General features: G+C 40.0%; 16 protein-coding genes. 11 read left to right on the top strand and 5 right to left on the bottom strand.

What is annotated here, in order from left to right; translation table 11 throughout:
* Positions 1 to 182 precede the first annotated feature (182 nt).
* From AAW12_RS13815 to AAW12_RS25515, 3 genes are read left to right on the top strand one after another with little or no spacing between them, the layout of a single operon-like run.
* Positions 183 to 716, top strand: coding sequence for an RNA polymerase sigma-70 factor (locus AAW12_RS13815; protein WP_046674237.1), 534 nt, complete (start codon positions 183 to 185; stop codon positions 714 to 716).
* Positions 713 to 1,681, top strand: a complete 969-nt coding sequence (locus tag AAW12_RS13810; RefSeq protein ID WP_046674236.1) for a FecR family protein — start codon at positions 713 to 715, stop codon at positions 1,679 to 1,681. The genes AAW12_RS13815 and AAW12_RS13810 overlap by 4 nt, the downstream gene beginning before the upstream one ends.
* 48 nt (positions 1,682 to 1,729) lie before the next feature.
* Positions 1,730 to 3,520 (top strand): hypothetical protein, encoded by a 1,791-nt coding sequence (locus tag AAW12_RS25515; RefSeq protein WP_156167648.1) that lies wholly within the window; start codon positions 1,730 to 1,732, stop codon positions 3,518 to 3,520.
* Positions 3,521 to 3,648: 128 nt separating this feature from the next.
* Here the strand turns inward: AAW12_RS25515 and AAW12_RS13795 are convergent, their stop codons facing one another.
* The 3 genes from AAW12_RS13795 to AAW12_RS13785 form a co-directional block, all read right to left on the bottom strand.
* Positions 3,649 to 4,098 (bottom strand): KTSC domain-containing protein, encoded by a 450-nt coding sequence (locus AAW12_RS13795; RefSeq protein ID WP_046674233.1) that lies wholly within the window; start codon positions 4,096 to 4,098, stop codon positions 3,649 to 3,651.
* 54 nt (positions 4,099 to 4,152) lie between these two features.
* A complete protein-coding gene (locus AAW12_RS13790; RefSeq protein WP_046674232.1) occupies positions 4,153 to 4,374 on the bottom strand; it encodes a VF530 family DNA-binding protein in 222 nt (73 codons plus the stop codon).
* An 82-nt stretch (positions 4,375 to 4,456) separates the two neighbouring features.
* A complete protein-coding gene (locus tag AAW12_RS13785) occupies positions 4,457 to 4,975 on the bottom strand; it encodes an NADPH-dependent FMN reductase (RefSeq protein ID WP_046674231.1) in 519 nt (172 codons plus the stop codon).
* Positions 4,976 to 5,190: 215 nt separating this feature from the next.
* On the opposite strand from AAW12_RS13785, the gene AAW12_RS13780 reads away from it, so the two are divergent.
* The 8 genes from AAW12_RS13780 (at position 5,191) to AAW12_RS13745 (ending at position 15,273) form a co-directional block, all read left to right on the top strand.
* Positions 5,191 to 5,748, top strand: a complete 558-nt coding sequence (locus tag AAW12_RS13780; RefSeq protein WP_046674230.1) for an RNA polymerase sigma factor — start codon at positions 5,191 to 5,193, stop codon at positions 5,746 to 5,748.
* 189 nt (positions 5,749 to 5,937) lie between these two features.
* Positions 5,938 to 7,038: a FecR family protein gene (locus AAW12_RS13775; protein ID WP_046674229.1), complete on the top strand. Its 1,101-nt coding sequence runs from the start codon at positions 5,938 to 5,940 to the stop codon at positions 7,036 to 7,038.
* Between the two features lie 187 nt (positions 7,039 to 7,225).
* Positions 7,226 to 10,483, top strand: a complete 3,258-nt coding sequence (locus AAW12_RS13770; protein WP_231585270.1) for a SusC/RagA family TonB-linked outer membrane protein — start codon at positions 7,226 to 7,228, stop codon at positions 10,481 to 10,483.
* Between the two features lie 12 nt (positions 10,484 to 10,495).
* Positions 10,496 to 12,091: a SusD/RagB family nutrient-binding outer membrane lipoprotein gene (locus AAW12_RS13765; protein ID WP_046674228.1), complete on the top strand. Its 1,596-nt coding sequence runs from the start codon at positions 10,496 to 10,498 to the stop codon at positions 12,089 to 12,091.
* Between the two features lie 68 nt (positions 12,092 to 12,159).
* Entirely contained in the window at positions 12,160 to 12,642 is a 483-nt protein-coding gene (locus AAW12_RS13760) for a hypothetical protein (RefSeq protein WP_046674227.1), read from the top strand.
* A gap of 230 nt (positions 12,643 to 12,872) precedes the next feature.
* Positions 12,873 to 13,430, top strand: coding sequence for an RNA polymerase sigma factor (locus AAW12_RS13755; RefSeq protein WP_046674226.1), 558 nt, complete (start codon positions 12,873 to 12,875; stop codon positions 13,428 to 13,430).
* On the top strand, positions 13,420 to 14,241 hold the full coding sequence (locus tag AAW12_RS13750; protein WP_046674225.1) for a hypothetical protein: 822 nt from the start codon (positions 13,420 to 13,422) through the stop codon (positions 14,239 to 14,241). The genes AAW12_RS13755 and AAW12_RS13750 overlap by 11 nt, the downstream gene beginning before the upstream one ends.
* Before the next feature lie 99 nt (positions 14,242 to 14,340).
* Complete coding sequence (locus AAW12_RS13745) at positions 14,341 to 15,273, top strand: DUF4097 family beta strand repeat-containing protein (protein ID WP_046674224.1); 933 nt, start codon at positions 14,341 to 14,343, stop codon at positions 15,271 to 15,273.
* Positions 15,274 to 15,299: 26 nt separating this feature from the next.
* Here AAW12_RS13745 and AAW12_RS13740 read toward each other — a convergent pair whose 3' ends face one another.
* Both AAW12_RS13740 and pncB read right to left on the bottom strand, forming a co-directional pair.
* Positions 15,300 to 16,001, bottom strand: coding sequence for a class I SAM-dependent methyltransferase (locus tag AAW12_RS13740; protein ID WP_046674368.1), 702 nt, complete (start codon positions 15,999 to 16,001; stop codon positions 15,300 to 15,302).
* Entirely contained in the window at positions 15,994 to 17,175 is a 1,182-nt protein-coding gene (gene pncB / locus AAW12_RS13735; protein WP_046674223.1) for a nicotinate phosphoribosyltransferase, read from the bottom strand. The genes AAW12_RS13740 and pncB overlap by 8 nt, the downstream gene beginning before the upstream one ends.
* Between the last annotated feature and the right edge of the window lie 81 nt (positions 17,176 to 17,256).

Below are 17,256 nucleotides of genomic sequence, written 5' to 3'. Positions count from 1 at the left end.
AAATGGACTGTGCTTGTTGTCGTATTGATATGAAAAGATTTCAGAATAGGTTCGACTTAGGGATTTGCGATCACCTGAGTCAGGTCATTGAAGCTGATAAAAAAATGAAAAATATGTAAGGGTAACAGTCTATTAGGATGTCTTACTAATAGAGCGGATTATTTAAACAATAGAATTGATCAATGTCGGAAAATAAAGAAAAGAATTTTGAGCAGCTTTTTCGCACACATTACAAGGAGTTACATCGTTATGCCTATCGATATCTAGGTGATAGTGATGTGGCGGAAGAGGTTGTGCAACAGGTGTTTTTGCGGCTTTGGGAACGCGATTGGGAGGAGCAGATACATACTTCATTAAAAGCTTATTTATATCGGGCTATTTATAATGAAAGTATGAATGTGCTAAAAAAGGAGCAACGAAAGCTAAAATATCAATCACATGAGCAGCATAGACAGGATTTTGCGCCTGCAGTTGATGAAAGTACACAGGATTTGGACGAAAGGCTGCAGATTGCCTTGGCGGAACTACCCGAAAAAAGTCGGACGGTTTTTGAGTTAAGCCGTTTTCAGGAAATGAAGTATAAGGATATCGCAGTAACCTTGGATCTGTCGATAAAGACTGTTGAGGGACATATGAGTAAGGCGCTGCGACATTTGCGCATTGAACTTGTGGATTATTTAACATTGATTATTTGCTTTCTTATCTATAGGCTATGAATAAGGAACTGTTAGAAAAATATATCGTTGGTGAGACCAACGAGGTAGAGAATACCATGATAAAAAATTGGTTGGAAGAAGATGCCAACAATAAGGAGGAATACATAAAAATGAAAAAAATGTGGGATAGTTTGCCGAAACCCCTAGATGTTCCTGATGTGGATGTGGATAAGGCTTGGGCTGACTTCAAAGTGGTACGAGATAAAAGAGCGTCAGAAGCTGCGGCGTTACCCCAAAAAATGACTCCTGTGAAGCAATGGAGCTGGTGGCTCGCCGCGAGTATCTTGATACTCTGTGCAGTAGGATTCTATGTATTTGATCAGTCGCATCGTGAAGAAATGTTTCTTTCGAGCAGGGATCAAGTGCGCCAAGATTCCCTTCCTGATGGCTCGGTTGTTACACTAAATAAAAATACATCGCTGGCTTATTCAAGTCGTTGGACCAATAAAAATAGAAACGTGACCCTGGAAAGAGGGGAAGTGTTTTTCCAGGTTCACAAGGATAAAAAGCACCCCTTTGTCATTGAAACAGGTAAAACCAAAATCACGGTATTGGGCACAAGTTTTAATGTGCGACGGATACCCGATGCGACGGAAGTTATTGTTGCTACAGGATTGGTCAAAGTAGGCTATGCAAATAAGGAAGTCTTTTTGCGGCCACAACAAATGATTACGATCCGGGACAGGGATACGATAAAAGTAGGAAAGGAACCTGTCAAAGATCAGTTTTATAAATACTATGTGGATCGTGTGTTTGATTTTCAGAATACCCCATTGAAACGTGTTGTAGAGGTGCTCAATCAAGCTTATGATTATACGATTATTATAGATCATTCTCCTGATCAGAAATTGTTATTGACAGCAAAATTCGAACAAAATAGTTTAACTGAAATTTTGAAAGTCATTTCTAGCACATTTGGATTAAAAGTTCATGTGAAAGATAGGGAGATTCATCTGACGAGATGAGCCAACAAATAGATATATTTTCGGAACAAAATTGTATATAAAAACAACATGATACTATTTTTTATAAAAAGGATAGAGCTTTACCTCTTCATTTTAATGCTGTGTTCGTTCCATTCGGGACGAGCACAGCAAAAGCTTGCGGTGGAGATTCAGATGCCTGCTTTTGCGGAGACCACAGTAGGTGAAATCTTTCAGCTGTTGAAAGAGAAGGAAGATGTATTGTTCTCTTTCAATGGAAATATTTTACAGACAGACAGTGTTATTCATACCAAGCCTTTTAAAGGAAATTTGTACGATTATCTAGATGGGATTTTGGGAAAGGAATATTCTTTTAAAGAACTGGGCAGACATATTATCATTCAATATACACCACAACGGATGTCGGTAGATTTTGAAGTACAAACACCCACTAAGAATAAAGTGGTTATAACAGGTTATATCAAGAATATTCGAACCAACCGCCCGATTTCGAATGCGAGCATCTTTGATCGAAATGCTTTACTGTCTACATTGACGGATCAAAATGGCTACTTTGAACTAGATGTAAAGAAAAGGAGTAATCTCATTGCTGTGAATGTGAGTAAGGAGGCTTTTCGGGATACCAGTGTTATGGTGATTTTTCCGATAGAAGCGAAAATTGGAGATAAGAAGACGCGTGATTATGGCTATTTCGAAGGGTATGAAGAAGATCATGGTCTTTATCGATCGTTTTGGGGGCGGGTGTTTCTCTCGCCTGCCCAGAAGATCCAAAGTATGAATTTAGGTGGTATGTTTTTGTATAGTCCATACCAAATTTCGATGACACCGGGATTAAGTACGCATGGTTTTATCCGATCGCAAATTGTGAATAAATTTTCCATCAATATCATTGGTGGATCTACTGCTGGCGTGAAGGGCATTGAGCTTGGTGGCGTATTTAATATCAATCAATACGATATGCAGGGCATGCAGATGGCGGGGGTGTTCAATGCAGTGGGCGGAAATGTGCGAGGGGTGCAGCTCGCTGGGGTAGGGAACCGTGATTTCGGAGGAATGACGGGGCTACAAATGGCAGGCGTTTTCAATGGCGTAGGTGGAAATGCAAGTGGGGTACAGATCGCTGGTGTGGGAAACCATGTTGTCGGGCAAGTAAAAGGTCTACAAATAGCAGGTGTTTTCAACAAAGCAGATACAGTTCGTGGTCTACAAATAGCAGGCGTTTTAAATTTGGCGAAAGAAGCGTCGGGAACGACACAGCTTGCCAGTATACTTAACCATAGCGAATCGACTGTTGGAAATCAAATTGCAGGCCTCGCCAATAAAGCAAAAAAAGTAAAAGGAATTCAGTTGGCCGGTATCGTTAATATCGCGGATAGTAGCGATTATCCCATTGGTCTGCTCAATTTTATTAAAAATGGCGAGAAAAGTCTTTCAGTAGCAATTAATGAAGATAGCTACCTCGGATTACAATTTCGTTCAGGTGGTCGTGTACTTTATAGCCTATTAGCGATCAATGTGGCGCTTGAAGGTAATCGACCTGATAAATATGCCTTTGAAGCTGGGTTAGGAGCTGCAGTGCTCAATGGGTCTAAATTTAGTCTCCGTACCGAAATAACGACACGTAATCTTCTGACCGAGAAATTTAAAATGCTGGATAACCATCAATTCTCGCTGCGGGTAATTCCGGCCTTTAAACTAAGTGAGCGCATGTCTATATTTGTCGCTCCCAGCCTTAACTATGCAGAAAGAGATGAGAATTCAATTTATGGTGGCAGTACGGTGTGGAAAGCTTGGCGAAGAGACCGAACACGAAATACATTTTATGGCGGTGGAATGGCAGGTCTGATGTTAAAATTATAAAACTGAAAACTATTTGTTAATCACGTTGTTTTATAGATAGCTTTTAAACATTTAACATTTTACGTAAACGCCCACTATCGATCCGATGGCGGGCGTTTATCTTTGTATAGCTGATGGAAGAACAGTGCTTAAGCGACTGTTGCAGTCTTTAATACATTACGGTAAGGGTAAGAATGGAAGATGTGTCTGCGGGCAAATCGACCTAAAGAATCTGCGTTGACAAATTTAATATAGTCATTGCGTTGAACACCGAAATATTCATATTGACTGCCGTCGTGAAAAGTGACTGTCAATATTTGTCCTTTCCAGTCAATATCCTGAATACCCGAATTGGTAATTGTCTCCATGTAGATCGGCAACTGTTGTTCTAATGTTTCTGGACAGATGCTTACCAGGAAATGGTAGGCTTCAATCATTTCCACACTTTTTTGCTCTGCAGCCAAACGACCTTCTTCATCATTGACAAATTTATCGGGATGACATTCTTTCATGATTGTCCGGTAAGTAGATTTTAGGGTTTTAAGGTCCACAGATTTCTCTACGTTAAGTAACTTCCGGTAGTCGGCAATTTTTTTCATGGCGGCAAAGATATGCTTAATAATCAGATTATTCGCTATGAAATATGAAAAAACTTATTTCTTCAACAAGGTTTTTACATAGAGTTGCTCGACCTTCTCTCTTGCCCAAGGTGTTTTCCTTAAGAAAGTTAGGGATGATTTGACGCTTGGATTTTCATTGAAGCACCGGATGGATATGCGTTGTCCCAACTCTTCCCAGCCATAATACTCCACTAAATATTCAATAATGGTGTCGAGTCTTTTTCCGTGTAATGGATTATTAATTTGTTCTTGCATGTCGTAAAGATAATAATCTTCAAATTATGGATTATGCTAATTTCTATGATTTGAATGAAAATTGGACAGAACTTAGTGTGTATTAATATTCATTAAGTTGTGTGGCCAGCTTTTCTAGATCTAAGTTGAGCTGTTCGTCCCAAATTGCTCCCGTAGCATCCAGCTTTCCTTTGACTCCTTGTATGAGTAGATTTCTTTTTTCGTCAATTTGAGCTCCTAATCCCTGCAGGATACGCTGTAGTTCGACATGCGCTGTTTCGCCTTGCGCAGCAGCAGTAATGATACTAACGGGCTTATCGGTGAAAACCGTCGTTGCGGCGCACCATTCAAGTAGATTTTTTAATCCACTGGGTACACTGAAAATATATTCAGGGCTGCTGATCAATACTAAATCGGCGTCATTGATTACCTGGCGAAGTGCAATAATTTCAATAGGTGGATGAGATTGGCTCTCCTCTGGATCAAAATGAGGCAGTTCTTTAAGACGGTCAAATAGGGTGAAATGGATATCGACATTAATCTCCCGTTGGAGGTGATTTACAATATGATGATTGGATGAATGTGCACTGGCGCTACCAACAATGGCAAAAATAGTTTTCATGTGAGTTTAAATCTAATCAACGGCTGTATACTGCTGCTGAGTTTTTACTTTTTATATTCTTAATTTAGGAACTAAATTACACTATTCAATTCAAACGATTGACTTTGTTCTTCGCTTCAATGTAATTTTTCGTTTCTTTCTCCTTTTACCGATTAAGTTTATACTTTTGGAACGGAGGACTTATATTAGCCTTTTTTCGGATTATATGCTTTATTATGAGAAATAAAATGGGGTACCGCTTATTGTGGGAACGTATTCGTACTGGAGACGAAACGGCTTTCTTTGACCTATATGCGGCACTCTATCAAGAGCTTGTCAATTTTGGAATACGTACATGTGGCGACAGTGACTTGGCAAGTGAAGCAACCGATCAGGTATTTGTGAAAATTTGGGAAAAACGAGAACAGCTTGACCGGGTCGAAAATGTACAGTCCTATCTCATTACTTTTTTAAAAAGACGTATTCTGCGTTTGCTGGAGAAACAACATAAAATAAATACAGCCCTTCAACATGTAAAAGCTGAAGATGATTGGGTGGAGATGCCCTATGAGGAGTTTGTCATCAAAGTACAGACGAATGAAATCATACAGATCCGTTTGAAGGAGGCACTGGAGAAGTTATCTTTTCGTCAAAAACAGCTGGTGAATCTCAAGTTCTTTGAGGGATATTCGTATGAAAAAATCTCAGAAATTACACAAATGTCTGTAAAGACAGCCTATAATACGCTTTACGATGCTTTGAAAATCCTACGGGAAGAGTTAAAAGATATTTAAGTTTAATCTGTTGTGGTTCCTTTGAAGATCCAATAGTCGTTTAGCATGCGCTGAAAACTATTACAGAATGCTATTCCTGTATTCTTTATTGAAAATAAAAAACTGAATTTCAGCTTTTTGTAAAATATTTTAAATTTTCTTTAGGCAAAAGAACGCCTTTTGGGCACTATAGAGTAAATACCCAAAAGAATGAGCCAAAAAGATTATAAACAGTTAGAAGATTTTTTGATTGACGATACTTTTCAAAAGTATTGTTCGGGAGAAGATAAGAACTGTATTCTGTACTGGCAACAATATAGCCTGAACCATCCAGAACAAGCGGAGACGATTCTGAAAGCCAAACGCCTCTATCAACTCTTGGTTGGCAATCGTAGACCTGTGAATGAGCAATTGGAAAAATTGAAGACAGATCTGCAGAATGTTCCAGTGGAGCATCAGGCATCCTATCGGTTTAACTGGCCCAAATGGGCAGCCATTGCCGCTGTACTTGTTGCATTGGTATCGGGCGGAGTTTGGTATTATGCTCAACCCGGTAAAGTTGATTCCTCATTGCCAATAAGTGCAATCGGCCAAGTGTATCAAACAAAAAATGGGGAGAAAAAGACCTTCGAATTAAGTGATGGAAGTACAGTAACGCTAAATTCTGCGAGTAAATTAGAGTTGTCCGCAGATTTCAATCAGGAATTGCGTGTGGTGCGGCTTGCTGGTGAAGGCTATTTTCAGGTGGCGAAGAATAAGGAGAAACCTTTTGTGGTACAGGCAGCTGATTTTGATATCAAGGTACTGGGGACAACATTCAATGTAAAGAGTTATTCTGATGAACCTACAGCAGAAGCATTGCTAGTGGAAGGTTCTATTGAGATGACGAGCAAAGGGCAGCGTGAAAATTCTGTTGTCATCAAACCGAATCAAAAAATCACGATCTTTAAGAATCAAACTGAAGTAGCAATCGCTCGTAAAACCAATAAACCAAACGCGAGCAAATTACCGATTAAGGAAATTGCCATAGAGAATATCCCTACAATAGAATCCAATACAGCAGAAATACCAGACATTGCGTGGCGTGAAAATAGATTAGAAATCGTGGACCAAGATTTTGAATCACTTCGTAGAACACTGGAACGTTGGTATGATGTGGATATACAAATCCAAAATGATCAATTAAAACAATATCGCTTTACGGCAACCTTTAGCAAGGAGAATATTACTCAGGTACTGAGTGCTTTACAGAGCGTTGAACCTTTTAAATTTAATGTATATGGGAAAAAAATAACTATATCAGAAAAGTAAAAAGGATGGTGGACCAACACCATCCTTCATTGAAAAAATGATTAACCAAAAGCAGCAACATTGGGGCGTGCTGCTTAATATTAATTTTAACCAACACTAAAATATGATTAAAAATTGCTTATTGCAAATGCGCAATGGATATATTGTGCATTTTAGATTCATTATCCGGATGAAACTAGCCTTAATTATGACTACGTGTGCTGTTATGAATGTTTCGGCAAATGTATTTTCCCAACAAAAAGTCTCCTTGGATGTCCAAAAAACAAAACTGAGCAAGGTACTTAAAATGATCGAAGAGCAAAGTGATTATTACTTTGTCTATAATTCGACGAACGAAAATTTAAATAAAGAGGTGTCAGTCAATGCGAATAATACGAAGGTATTGGATGTATTGGCTAAGCTTTTCAATAAAAGTGGATTGGTTTACTCCGTTTCTAAGGAAGGTCTTGTGGTTGTCAGTCAACAACAGCAGGTAGCTGTCGCAGGTGTCGTCACGGACGATAAGGGTAATCCCTTAGCTGGTGCCACGGTACGTGTTAAGGGAACCGCGGTGGGGCGGGCAACGGATATCAATGGACGTTTTACGATCGATGCGGCAACTGGAAACACCTTGATTATTTCTTTCGCAGGTTATACTTCGCAAGAAGTCGCTGTCACCAAAGAGGGGGATCTGAAAATTGTTTTATTGGAAGATAATCGGATGCTCAATGAGGTTGTTGTGACGGCATTGGGTATGAAGAAAGAGAAACGCTCGTTGGGGTACTCTGTTACGCAGGTTGCCGGTGAATCACTAACCACAGCCCGTGAAAATAATGTGATGAATTCACTTGTCGGAAAGGTGGCCGGATTGGATATCAGTTCTACCTCCGGCGGTGCTGGAGCGGCGTCCAATGTGACCATCCGTGGGGTATCGAGTTTGAACCAGACAAATCAGCCATTATACGTAATCAATGGTATCCCCATGGAAAGTAAACCAGTTGGAATTGGAAATGCTAATTCCAAGGGAAACTCAGGAAGCCAATGGGATAATGCACCCGATCTTGGTGATGCGATCGGCAATATCAACCCAGACGATATTGAAAGTATTTCGGTTCTAAAAGGTGCGGCAGCATCAGCATTATATGGCTCAAGAGCGAAAGCTGGTGTTATCCTTATTACGACAAAATCAGGTAAAGGTAATTCGATCGATTTCAATAGTAACCTTGTTGCAGAGCAGATCATTGACAACACCAATTGGCAAACAGTGTATGGTCAGGGGGCGAACGGTGAGAAGCCAACAACCCAAGCAGGAGCGGCCCAAGTGGGCGGATCGAGCTGGGGAGCTAAATTGGACGGTTCTCCGGTAGTCCAATTTGACGGTGTATCAAGACCATATTCATTACAAAAAGGGAATTTAGATAGGTTTTATCGTACGGGTTCAACATGGACAAATACGCTGGCATTAAATAAATCATTTGATGGCGGATCTATCCGTCTGTCGGGAACAGATGTCAATAACAGATCTGTTGTTCCAAATTCGGGACTGAAAAGACAGTCGTTTAATTTGGTCGGACTTTTTGAACCACTCAAAGGTTTGACGATTGATGCGCGTTACAACATGATTTTGGAGCAGGTCAAAAATCGTCCAATGGTTTCTGACGGTGCAGGAAATGCCAATTACAACGTTATGTTTTTGCCAACGAGCATTAATGTCAATGATTTGAAGCCATGGAAGGATGGCAATGGAAAAGAGATACTCTATAATTCAGGCAATGTGTATGCGACCAACCCTTGGTTTGCTGCAAATGAGTTTATCAATAACACCAATCGTGACCGCTCCATAGCCTCTGTTACGGCTAAATATACGATGGGCAACGGTTTGTTTGTTCAAGGAAGAGCGGGACGGGATGGCTATACTGATCATTATAAAAATGTATTGCCTTCTGGTACGGGTTATTATGAAAATGGTAAAATCGCTGAACAAGAAACCAAATTTGCGGATATTAATGCGGATGTTTTGGTTGGTAAGTCATTCACTTTCGGAGATTATACCCTGACGCCTAATCTCGGAGCGAGTTACAGAAATACTAAAATCAGACAAACGACAAATTTGGGTACCGACTTCGCGATATTCGGTGTTTACAATATTTTGAATGCAAAAAATAAATCGGTAGCGTATCTCGAAAGCGAATCGGAGACACAGTCTACTTACGGTACCTTAGAATTTGCTTATAAAGATGTCGCCTATCTGACAGGTAGTTTGCGCTCTGACTGGTTTTCTACGCTAGCAACTCCGGGAGTGGATAATAAATTGAACTCGGTTTATCCAGCAGTTTCGGGATCATTTATCTTTTCAGAATATCTAAAGCCATCGTGGTTGAGTTTTGGAAAGTTGAGGGCAGGTTTTGCTCAGGTAGGGCAGGCAACAGATCCTTATCAAACCTTGCTAACCTATAATTTTAGAAGCGAGGTACTCAACGGTCAACCGTTAGGGGTTATTAACAATGTGAATATCCCGAACTCTTCCTTGAAAGCTTCTACAGCAACAGAGTTGGAAATTGGAACGGAGTTGCGTCTTTTTAATGATCGTGTAAACTTGGATCTAACCTGGTATAACAAGAAGTCGAAAGATGAGATTTCTTTTATCACAACCCCTTCAGCAAGCGGGTACGCCGGTGCCGTACTCAATGCCGGAAAGATGCAAAATAAGGGATTTGAAGCGTTGATTTCTGCTACTGTTGTTAAAACCGAAGATTTTAAATGGGTGTCTTCATTGAATGGTTCTTACAACGACAATAAAGTGATTTCATTGGCTGAAGGAATGGACGAACAGACGGTAGCAACGTCACGTTCGGGTGTAGGTTACTTAATGAATAAAGTTGGTATGCCTGCTTTTCAGATCATGGCTTTCGATTATAAGTATGATAGCAATGGCGAGATCGTAAAATTGGCTGACGGTTCTCCTGACCGGGGTGAGTTAAAGTCTTATGGTTCAGCTATGAATAAATGGTTTGCAGGTTGGAACAATGAATTTAACTACAAAAGGTTCAATTTCTCTTTCTTGATTGATGGAAAATGGGGTGGAAAGCTTTTCTCAGGAACAGACTACTACGGTTACATTTTCGGATTGCATCAGGAAACTGTGGCAGATCGTGAAAGCTTGGGTAGAACGGCCTCTACTTATTATACCAATACAGCGAATAATGTATCCAAGATATTTGTAAACAGCGCTGATTTTGTAAAGTTGAGACAGGTCGTTATGGGGTATACTTTCCCTTCCAACTTATTCAATAACAAAGTTAAGTCAATTACGGTAAGTGCTGTAGCGCGCAATCTCTGGACGATCATGAAGAAAACAAATAACATTGATCCAGAATCGAGCTATAATGCAACTTTCCCGGGTCTAGAACTCGGCGGTGTTCCAGCAGTGCGTACTTACGGTGTTAATTTAAGTGTTAAATTCTAATTGCAAACAATCATGAAAAGATATATTAAACCGGTATTTGTTAGTTTAATGGCGGCTACATTATTTATGGGAAGTAGCTGTACCAAAGATTTTGATAAGATAAATACAGATCCAGTTGCTTATGGAAAAGAAAATTGGGATCCAAATTATACTTTGAGCTCAGCACAGTTGTTTTACACCGGAAGTTTTGATTTTGCATACGATACATGGCGTGGAAATCTGATTTATTCTTCCACAATGATGCAAGGTTTATCGACCGTAGTGAGTTATTGGGCAGGGGATAAATATATGCTGAATGAAAGCTATACCGCGGCTTATTGGGGGACGGGTACAGTTGGGGCCTATATTGAGCAGGTTCGTAATATTGTGGATGTGGTTGAGTTTACAAAAGACAAACCAAAATATGCAAATCTCCACAATGTCGCCCGTATTTGGAAAGCGTTAATTTTCGCACGCTTAACTGATTTGTATGGCGATGTTCCCTATTCGGAGGCGGGACTGGGTTTTTATACCAAAGTTTATAAACCGAAGTATGACAAGCAGCAGGATATCTATACTGATTTGCTGAAAGAACTTGAAACGGCTACTGCAGCGTTAAAGGATGATGGTGATAAAGTCACTGGTGATGTTATTTATAAAGGTGATATTGCCAAATGGCGTAAATTTGGTAATTCTCTACTGCTTCGCACAGCAATGCGTTTGGTTAAAGTAGACGAAGCTAAAGCGAAAGAGTATGTGCAGAAGGCTGCGGGCAAGACAATGGACAGTAATGCTGACAATGCATTTATTTTACATGATGAGTCTGGATCTCGGGTAACGCAAAATAGAAATAGCCAAGTTTTATTGGGTGATGGTGGTCAAGAGAATTATTATGTCAAATGGTCTAAAACATTTATTGACTATCTAAAAAGCAATAATGATCCGAGGTTACAAAAGGTAGCTGTCACAAAACTGTATTTATCGGAAAAGGATAAAGGACAGAACGGGAGTTTTATTACAGACCCAACCAAACAAAAAGGGATGCCTAACGGAAAGGATTTGGGCTCAAATGCGCAGTATAACATCAGTAGCGATCCAAGTTACACGACCTTTGCGGAATATTCTTCGCCCAATCCTAATATGATCAAGCGGACTGGCGCGACATTTATTTTGACCTACGGTGAATCCGAGCTACTTTTAGCAGAGGCTGCCCAACGTTGGGGCATCGGTGGTAGTGCGAGCGACCATTATAAAAAAGGGGTGAAGGCAAGTATTACCTATCTGAATCAATATGATGGTTCCTTGGCAATAAGTGATGCAGATGCCGAGACTTATTTGGCAGCAAATCCATTTAATGCTGCTGATGCCTTAAAACAGATTAATACTCAATATTGGGCACATACCATCACGATGATGGATTTTTATGAAACTTGGAGCAACTGGCGTAGAAGTGGCTATCCAGTTTTAATTCCAGTGAATTACCCAGGCAATGCGACGTCGGGCACTATTCCAAGAAGATTCCCTTATCCTTCTACGGAAGCGGCTATCAATGGCGAAAACTACAGAGCAGCTTCGGCCGCAGTACCTGGCGGAGACAAGTTGTCTGGTCGAGTTTGGTGGGATAAATAATTACAATGGTTTGTTTTTGATTGAGGCTGAACTTTCGTAGTTTGGCCTCTTAAAACCTTTTATAAAATATGATAAACCTAAAAAATCAATTGCTGTTTGCGATCGCGACTTCCTGTCTTGTTTTTTCATGTAAAAATAATGCTGAAAAAAAAGAAGTTGATGCGGTAAAATCAACTTCTTTGTCCGGTACCTATAAGCTTATTGAAAGCAAGACAATTAAAGGTAAGGATACGGTGACCGCTTTTACCGATACCAGTAAAACAGAGATGTTTAAAATGTTCAATGAGGACCATTTTTCTTTCTTTAACCATGATAAGGAAAAAGGTAAAGGGAAAGAACCGCTATTTGTTGCCGGTGGTGGTACCTATTCTTTTGATGGTGTCAACTATCAAGAAAGACTACAATATTGTTCAATGCGGGATTGGGAAAGCAATAAGTTTGATTTTAAACTTACTTTAAAAGGAGATACCTTGATTCAAACCGGTGAGGAAAATTTACCTGAATTGGGGGTTAAACATACCATTGTGGAAACCTATTTAAAAGTCAAATAATCAATATTCTTATACCTGGAATTTTAACATCCCTCTTAAGTTTATTTTATTAATGCAGGCACTCAAGGTCATTCTTGAGTGTTTTTTTTGTTTGCTGGGAGGCCCTTTAAAAGGCTTTTATGCGATAATAGCATTATTTTAGAAAAAAAATAAAATTATATTGCAACATTTTCAACAGGGGCCCGACTTCATAGTAGAAACATAAGAATTAACAGTATTAATTTTAGAACGTGCAAAATCAGCTTAGCGATAAGGAATTATTAGCGATGTGCCAAACGGGCAACGAGTCTGGCTTTGCGCAGCTCTATCATCGGTATGCAAAAAAGATTTTTAATTCTATTTATCGGGTTTTGTCGAATCAGGAAGAAAGTGAAGATATTTTACAGGAAACCTTTGTTGATTTTTTTGCAAGATCAGATAAATGGCATTTAGTGCTCAGTGTGGAGGCCTGGTTGAGAAGAATGGGGGTGAATAAGGCAATCTCATTATTACGGAAGAATAAGCAATATTTTACGCCGGTGGATGATCTGGAAATTCAGGATGATGGCGAAGACGAATTGCTGGAAAAAGAGTGGCGTGAATGTCGTTTGACAGATTTGGAAAATGTGATCGATCAACTGACCGGTGTACCTAAGATGGTGGTCAATCTTTATCTGTTTGAAAATATGAGCCATGATGAAGTTGCGGAAACATTGGGGATGACAGCAGTTGCTGTACGTAGCCAATACCACCGTGCTAAAAAGAAAATTTACGAACAATTGAAGGAAAGGTATAATTATGCGGGATAATTTAAAAGATTTTGTGAACGCTAATCGGGAGGCATTTGATCAGAGAGAACCTTCGGCTGACTTATGGAATAAAATAAGGCCACAAGTAGTCCCCCCTGTTCAGGAAAGAAAGATTAAGCCTTTATGGAAATGGGCAAGTATTGCGGCAGCAGCGTTGTTAGTTGGGACAGCAACTTTTATTGCTTTTGACCAACAGCATGAATTAGCAGTAGAAAAACCTGTGGCTGTGGTGCATCCTGTTTCTGTTCAGAAAAGTACTGGAGATACAAATGTGGATCATGCTGGCCTGATGGATATTGTTTCTGATAGCCAAAAGAATTCAGCTCGGGTTAACGCAATAGCTGTTGTCGAAAGCAAAGGAAAAAAACTAGTAAAAGTAAGTGTATCGGAAACTGCTTATCGCGAAGCGGAAGAGAAGATGGATTATGTTCAGATGCTTCAGGATTCGAGTTCTGCAAGTACACGGTTAAGTGCTGTCTTGGCGATGAAAGATGTAGGGAGTTTAGATCGGAATAGTATGGGTGCTTTGGAAAAGACTGCTGTATCGGATCAAAGCAGTAATGTACGCATGGCTGCAATTGAAACGATATTAAATGGACTTAGTCCGGAAGAACGTCAACAAAAGGTTCAGGACTTTTTTGTGGAGCAAAATGATCCCACTTTACAAATGGAATTGATGCAAATGATGGCTCAACAGGAGGATCCGACGATGAAGGCGACGACAAAGGAAAAGTTAAATGAAATTGTCGAAGATCCCTTTACCCTGAAATTTGTGAAGGAGCAGGCCTATGCGGTATTATTAAATCAATAATGGGATATATATTAAGGTGGAAGTCGGATTGTGTATGTTAATCAATGAAAAAGCTTAAAATGCATTATTTGACAAATAATGAAAAAAAACTAAAACGAAATGAAAAAGATAAGGATAATGATGATTGGGGTCGCACTGATCTTTGCAAGCGCATTGCAGGCCCAGGTAAATGAAACTGTTGAAGGAGTTGCTGCACCAAAACCTCCTAATCCTCCTAAAAAGGCGAGAGCGGTTTCGGGGGTTGTTGTAAATAATAGTAATAATTTCACATACAGTGCTACTGGATTTGGCCGTTCTAATGGACCGAAAAGCTGGAAAGAAATTAAAGTGCCCAACTTGGGGAATAAGCTACTATTAAAATTGGATAATGTTTATATCGAAGGGTATAAGGGGAAGGATGTGCTGATTACCGCCAAGGTGGAGGAAAGTGAAGAAAATGACCGTGCAAAAGGCCTACGTGTGATCAATGGTTCAGGATTATCGGATAATTCAGGGCTTGGTATGAATATCAAAACAGAGGGCGGGGTGACCGAAATAAGCATGGTGGGAATGCCCTTAGAAGATTCTATTCGCATCAGGATACCGATGGATCTACCGGTAACGATCAAAGGCGGACGTGGAGCGATGTTTAATGCTGGAGCAATCGAATTGAAAGATATCCGGGCTGAGGTCGAAGTTGCTAGTACAATGGGGAATGTAAATTTATTGAACGTGACGGGCCCAATCAATGTTAAGGTTGCACAGGGAGATGTAACGGCCAAATTTGTTCAACCTGTTAAAGGACCGATTTCTTTGGTCGCAGCAATGGGGGCCGTAGATGTGGCCTTTCCAAAGAATTTTGGTGCTAATGTGGATGTGAAATCAGCCATGGGGAACATCTATGCAGCAGACGAGTTTCAGTTTGAGAAACAGTCTGAAGAGCCGAAGTCAACGCCAATGGGAAATGCGGTGAAAGGCAAAATGAATGGTGGTGGACAGGATGTTATCTTAAAAACATCCATGGGAGATATTTACATAAGAACACAGAAATAAAAAAAATAGCCTGTTAGAATAACAGGCTATTTTTTTAGTTCCATGCGGACGAGGTATTGATCATTCTCATCTTCATACAAAATTTGGACAACCCAGCCCATTTCGTGCGAAATTTTAATCAACAAATCCTGATCTAAGTAGAGCCATTTGAACAGGTTCCCTTTTTTGCCTTTGTATTCGTATTGATATTGAATTTCCCCAAAATAATGCGCTGGCTTTTTGATGTTATAATCTTTGTACAGATAACTGATGTCTGAAGAGTCAAAAATCAGTTGGCCATTTTCAGTCAATAATTCTTTACTATGCTGCAATAGTTTTCGAAAGCCATCTACGTCGCCAGCAAGGCCTATTCCGTTCATCAAAAGCAAAAGTGTATCGTATTTTTGGCCTTCGAATTTATAGAAATCTTCGCAGATAATATGTTGTACCCCGCGTTGTTGCATAATATGGCAGGCGGTCTGCGAGAGTTCCAGTGCATCTACTTCAAAACCTTTTTCTTGTAGATAAAGGCTATGGCTGCCAACTCCAGCTCCAACATCCAGTACACGTCCATCGCATAAGGATAGACCAATAAATTCCAGTTCAGGGAAATCATCAGGTTCACGAAAGAAAATCTCGACCGGCATTTCGTCTCGGTCGCCATAACTCGTGTGGAGTACTAAAGGAAATTTTTCTTCTTGATGTACGAAATAATCATCTAAAGCTTCACCGTATACGTCTCTATGCATTGTCATCATCAATCATTAGTACTTTTTTTGCTATATATATGGAGTCTTCATCTCCCGTATGTTTCATGGGTTCGTCAGATAGCTTGATGACCGGGGTCCATTGATCATCTTCTGGCAAAGCGTCGGTCATCTTAATGACGATATTCATGGGTTTGAGACCGACATCATTGGTGAAATTGGTACCGACGCCAAAGGAATGTAAAATTTTTCCCTCACAGTAGCTCGCGATTCTTTCGACTTTCTCATAGTCTAGGCCATCTGAGAATATAATTGTTTTGGAGAGGGGATCGATTCCATTTTTCTTATAGTGTGCGATGACCTTGTCTGTAAATTCAAGAGGATCTCCGCTGTCATGGCGGACTCCATCAAATAATTTGGTTAATTTTTTGTCAAACTGCTGAAAGAAGACTTCCGTCGTATAGGTGTCCGATAGTGCTATTCCGAGGTCACCCCGGTAGACATCAGACCAATGTTCGAGGCCAAGGAGATTCGCCATTTTATATCCGTATTTGGCAGCGTGGAACATAAACCATTCATGGGCATGTGTGCCGATTGGTTTCGTTTCATATTTCATTGCTAAATGTACATTGCTGGTGCCTATAAATGTTTTTTCGCCGTATTGCTTCAGTGTGCGAACGACCAAATCGTGGACTTCATAAGAATGACGTCTGCGCGTGCCAAAATCAGCAATTGTGATATTGAGTTTTTTATATTTTTCAATTTTATCTTTGGCGGTGGCGATCACAGCTGCATCCGAGGCACGTTGTAGGCCATGGGATTCATAAAAAAGTTCACAGATGAGCGACATCAATGGGACTTCCCAAAGAATAGTACGGTACCAGTACCCTTCGATAATGACTTCAAGGTCGGGGCCATCCTGAAATATTTTGATTTCCTCGGGATCGTAGCGATAACCTTGAAGAAAGTCAAAATAGGTTGGGTCTATGTAAGGACATGTTCTGGCAAAAAAAGCCTTTTCTGCTTTTGTTAACTTCAAATTAGCCATTTCATTGACGGCCTCCTTCAGGAGTACATCAAAACCATCGGGAAATTTATGATGTCCCCGATTAATAAAATGATAACGTGCTTTGGCCTTTGGAAACAACTTGACCACGGCATGCTGCATGGTGAATTTGTAAAAGTCATTATCTAATATAGAGGTAAATGAAGCCATCTTTATCGATCTGTTTTTTTGTTTGAAGCGGTAAATTTACTAATTAACGTGAAAATGTATGGATTGTTCATGATAAATATA

It is taken from the genome of Sphingobacterium sp. Ag1, from assembly GCF_000988325.1.
Taxonomy (GTDB): Bacteria; Bacteroidota; Bacteroidia; order Sphingobacteriales; family Sphingobacteriaceae; genus Sphingobacterium.
The sequence above is the reverse complement of the archived record's forward strand: the minus strand, read 5'-3'. Positions and strand labels throughout refer to the sequence as shown.

Excerpts from the sequence above, each read along its gene's own strand:
- AAW12_RS13770 (WP_231585270.1), top strand. The coding sequence starts at position 7,226 with ATGACTACGTGTGCTGTTATGAATGTTTCGGCAAATGTATTTTCCCAA.
- AAW12_RS13745 (WP_046674224.1), top strand. The coding sequence starts at position 14,341 with ATGAAAAAGATAAGGATAATGATGATTGGGGTCGCACTGATCTTTGCA.
- AAW12_RS13765 (WP_046674228.1), top strand. The coding sequence starts at position 10,496 with ATGAAAAGATATATTAAACCGGTATTTGTTAGTTTAATGGCGGCTACA.
- AAW12_RS13780 (WP_046674230.1), top strand. The coding sequence starts at position 5,191 with ATGAGAAATAAAATGGGGTACCGCTTATTGTGGGAACGTATTCGTACT.
- pncB (WP_046674223.1), bottom strand. The coding sequence starts at position 17,175 with ATGGCTTCATTTACCTCTATATTAGATAATGACTTTTACAAATTCACC.
- AAW12_RS13810 (WP_046674236.1), top strand. The coding sequence starts at position 713 with ATGAATAAGGAACTGTTAGAAAAATATATCGTTGGTGAGACCAACGAG.
- AAW12_RS13750 (WP_046674225.1), top strand. The coding sequence starts at position 13,420 with ATGCGGGATAATTTAAAAGATTTTGTGAACGCTAATCGGGAGGCATTT.
- AAW12_RS13775 (WP_046674229.1), top strand. The coding sequence starts at position 5,938 with ATGAGCCAAAAAGATTATAAACAGTTAGAAGATTTTTTGATTGACGAT.
- AAW12_RS25515 (WP_156167648.1), top strand. The coding sequence starts at position 1,730 with ATGATACTATTTTTTATAAAAAGGATAGAGCTTTACCTCTTCATTTTA.
- AAW12_RS13740 (WP_046674368.1), bottom strand. The coding sequence starts at position 16,001 with ATGCATAGAGACGTATACGGTGAAGCTTTAGATGATTATTTCGTACAT.
- AAW12_RS13790 (WP_046674232.1), bottom strand. The coding sequence starts at position 4,374 with ATGCAAGAACAAATTAATAATCCATTACACGGAAAAAGACTCGACACC.
- AAW12_RS13795 (WP_046674233.1), bottom strand. The coding sequence starts at position 4,098 with ATGAAAAAAATTGCCGACTACCGGAAGTTACTTAACGTAGAGAAATCT.
- AAW12_RS13815 (WP_046674237.1), top strand. The coding sequence starts at position 183 with ATGTCGGAAAATAAAGAAAAGAATTTTGAGCAGCTTTTTCGCACACAT.
- AAW12_RS13760 (WP_046674227.1), top strand. The coding sequence starts at position 12,160 with ATGATAAACCTAAAAAATCAATTGCTGTTTGCGATCGCGACTTCCTGT.
- AAW12_RS13785 (WP_046674231.1), bottom strand. The coding sequence starts at position 4,975 with ATGAAAACTATTTTTGCCATTGTTGGTAGCGCCAGTGCACATTCATCC.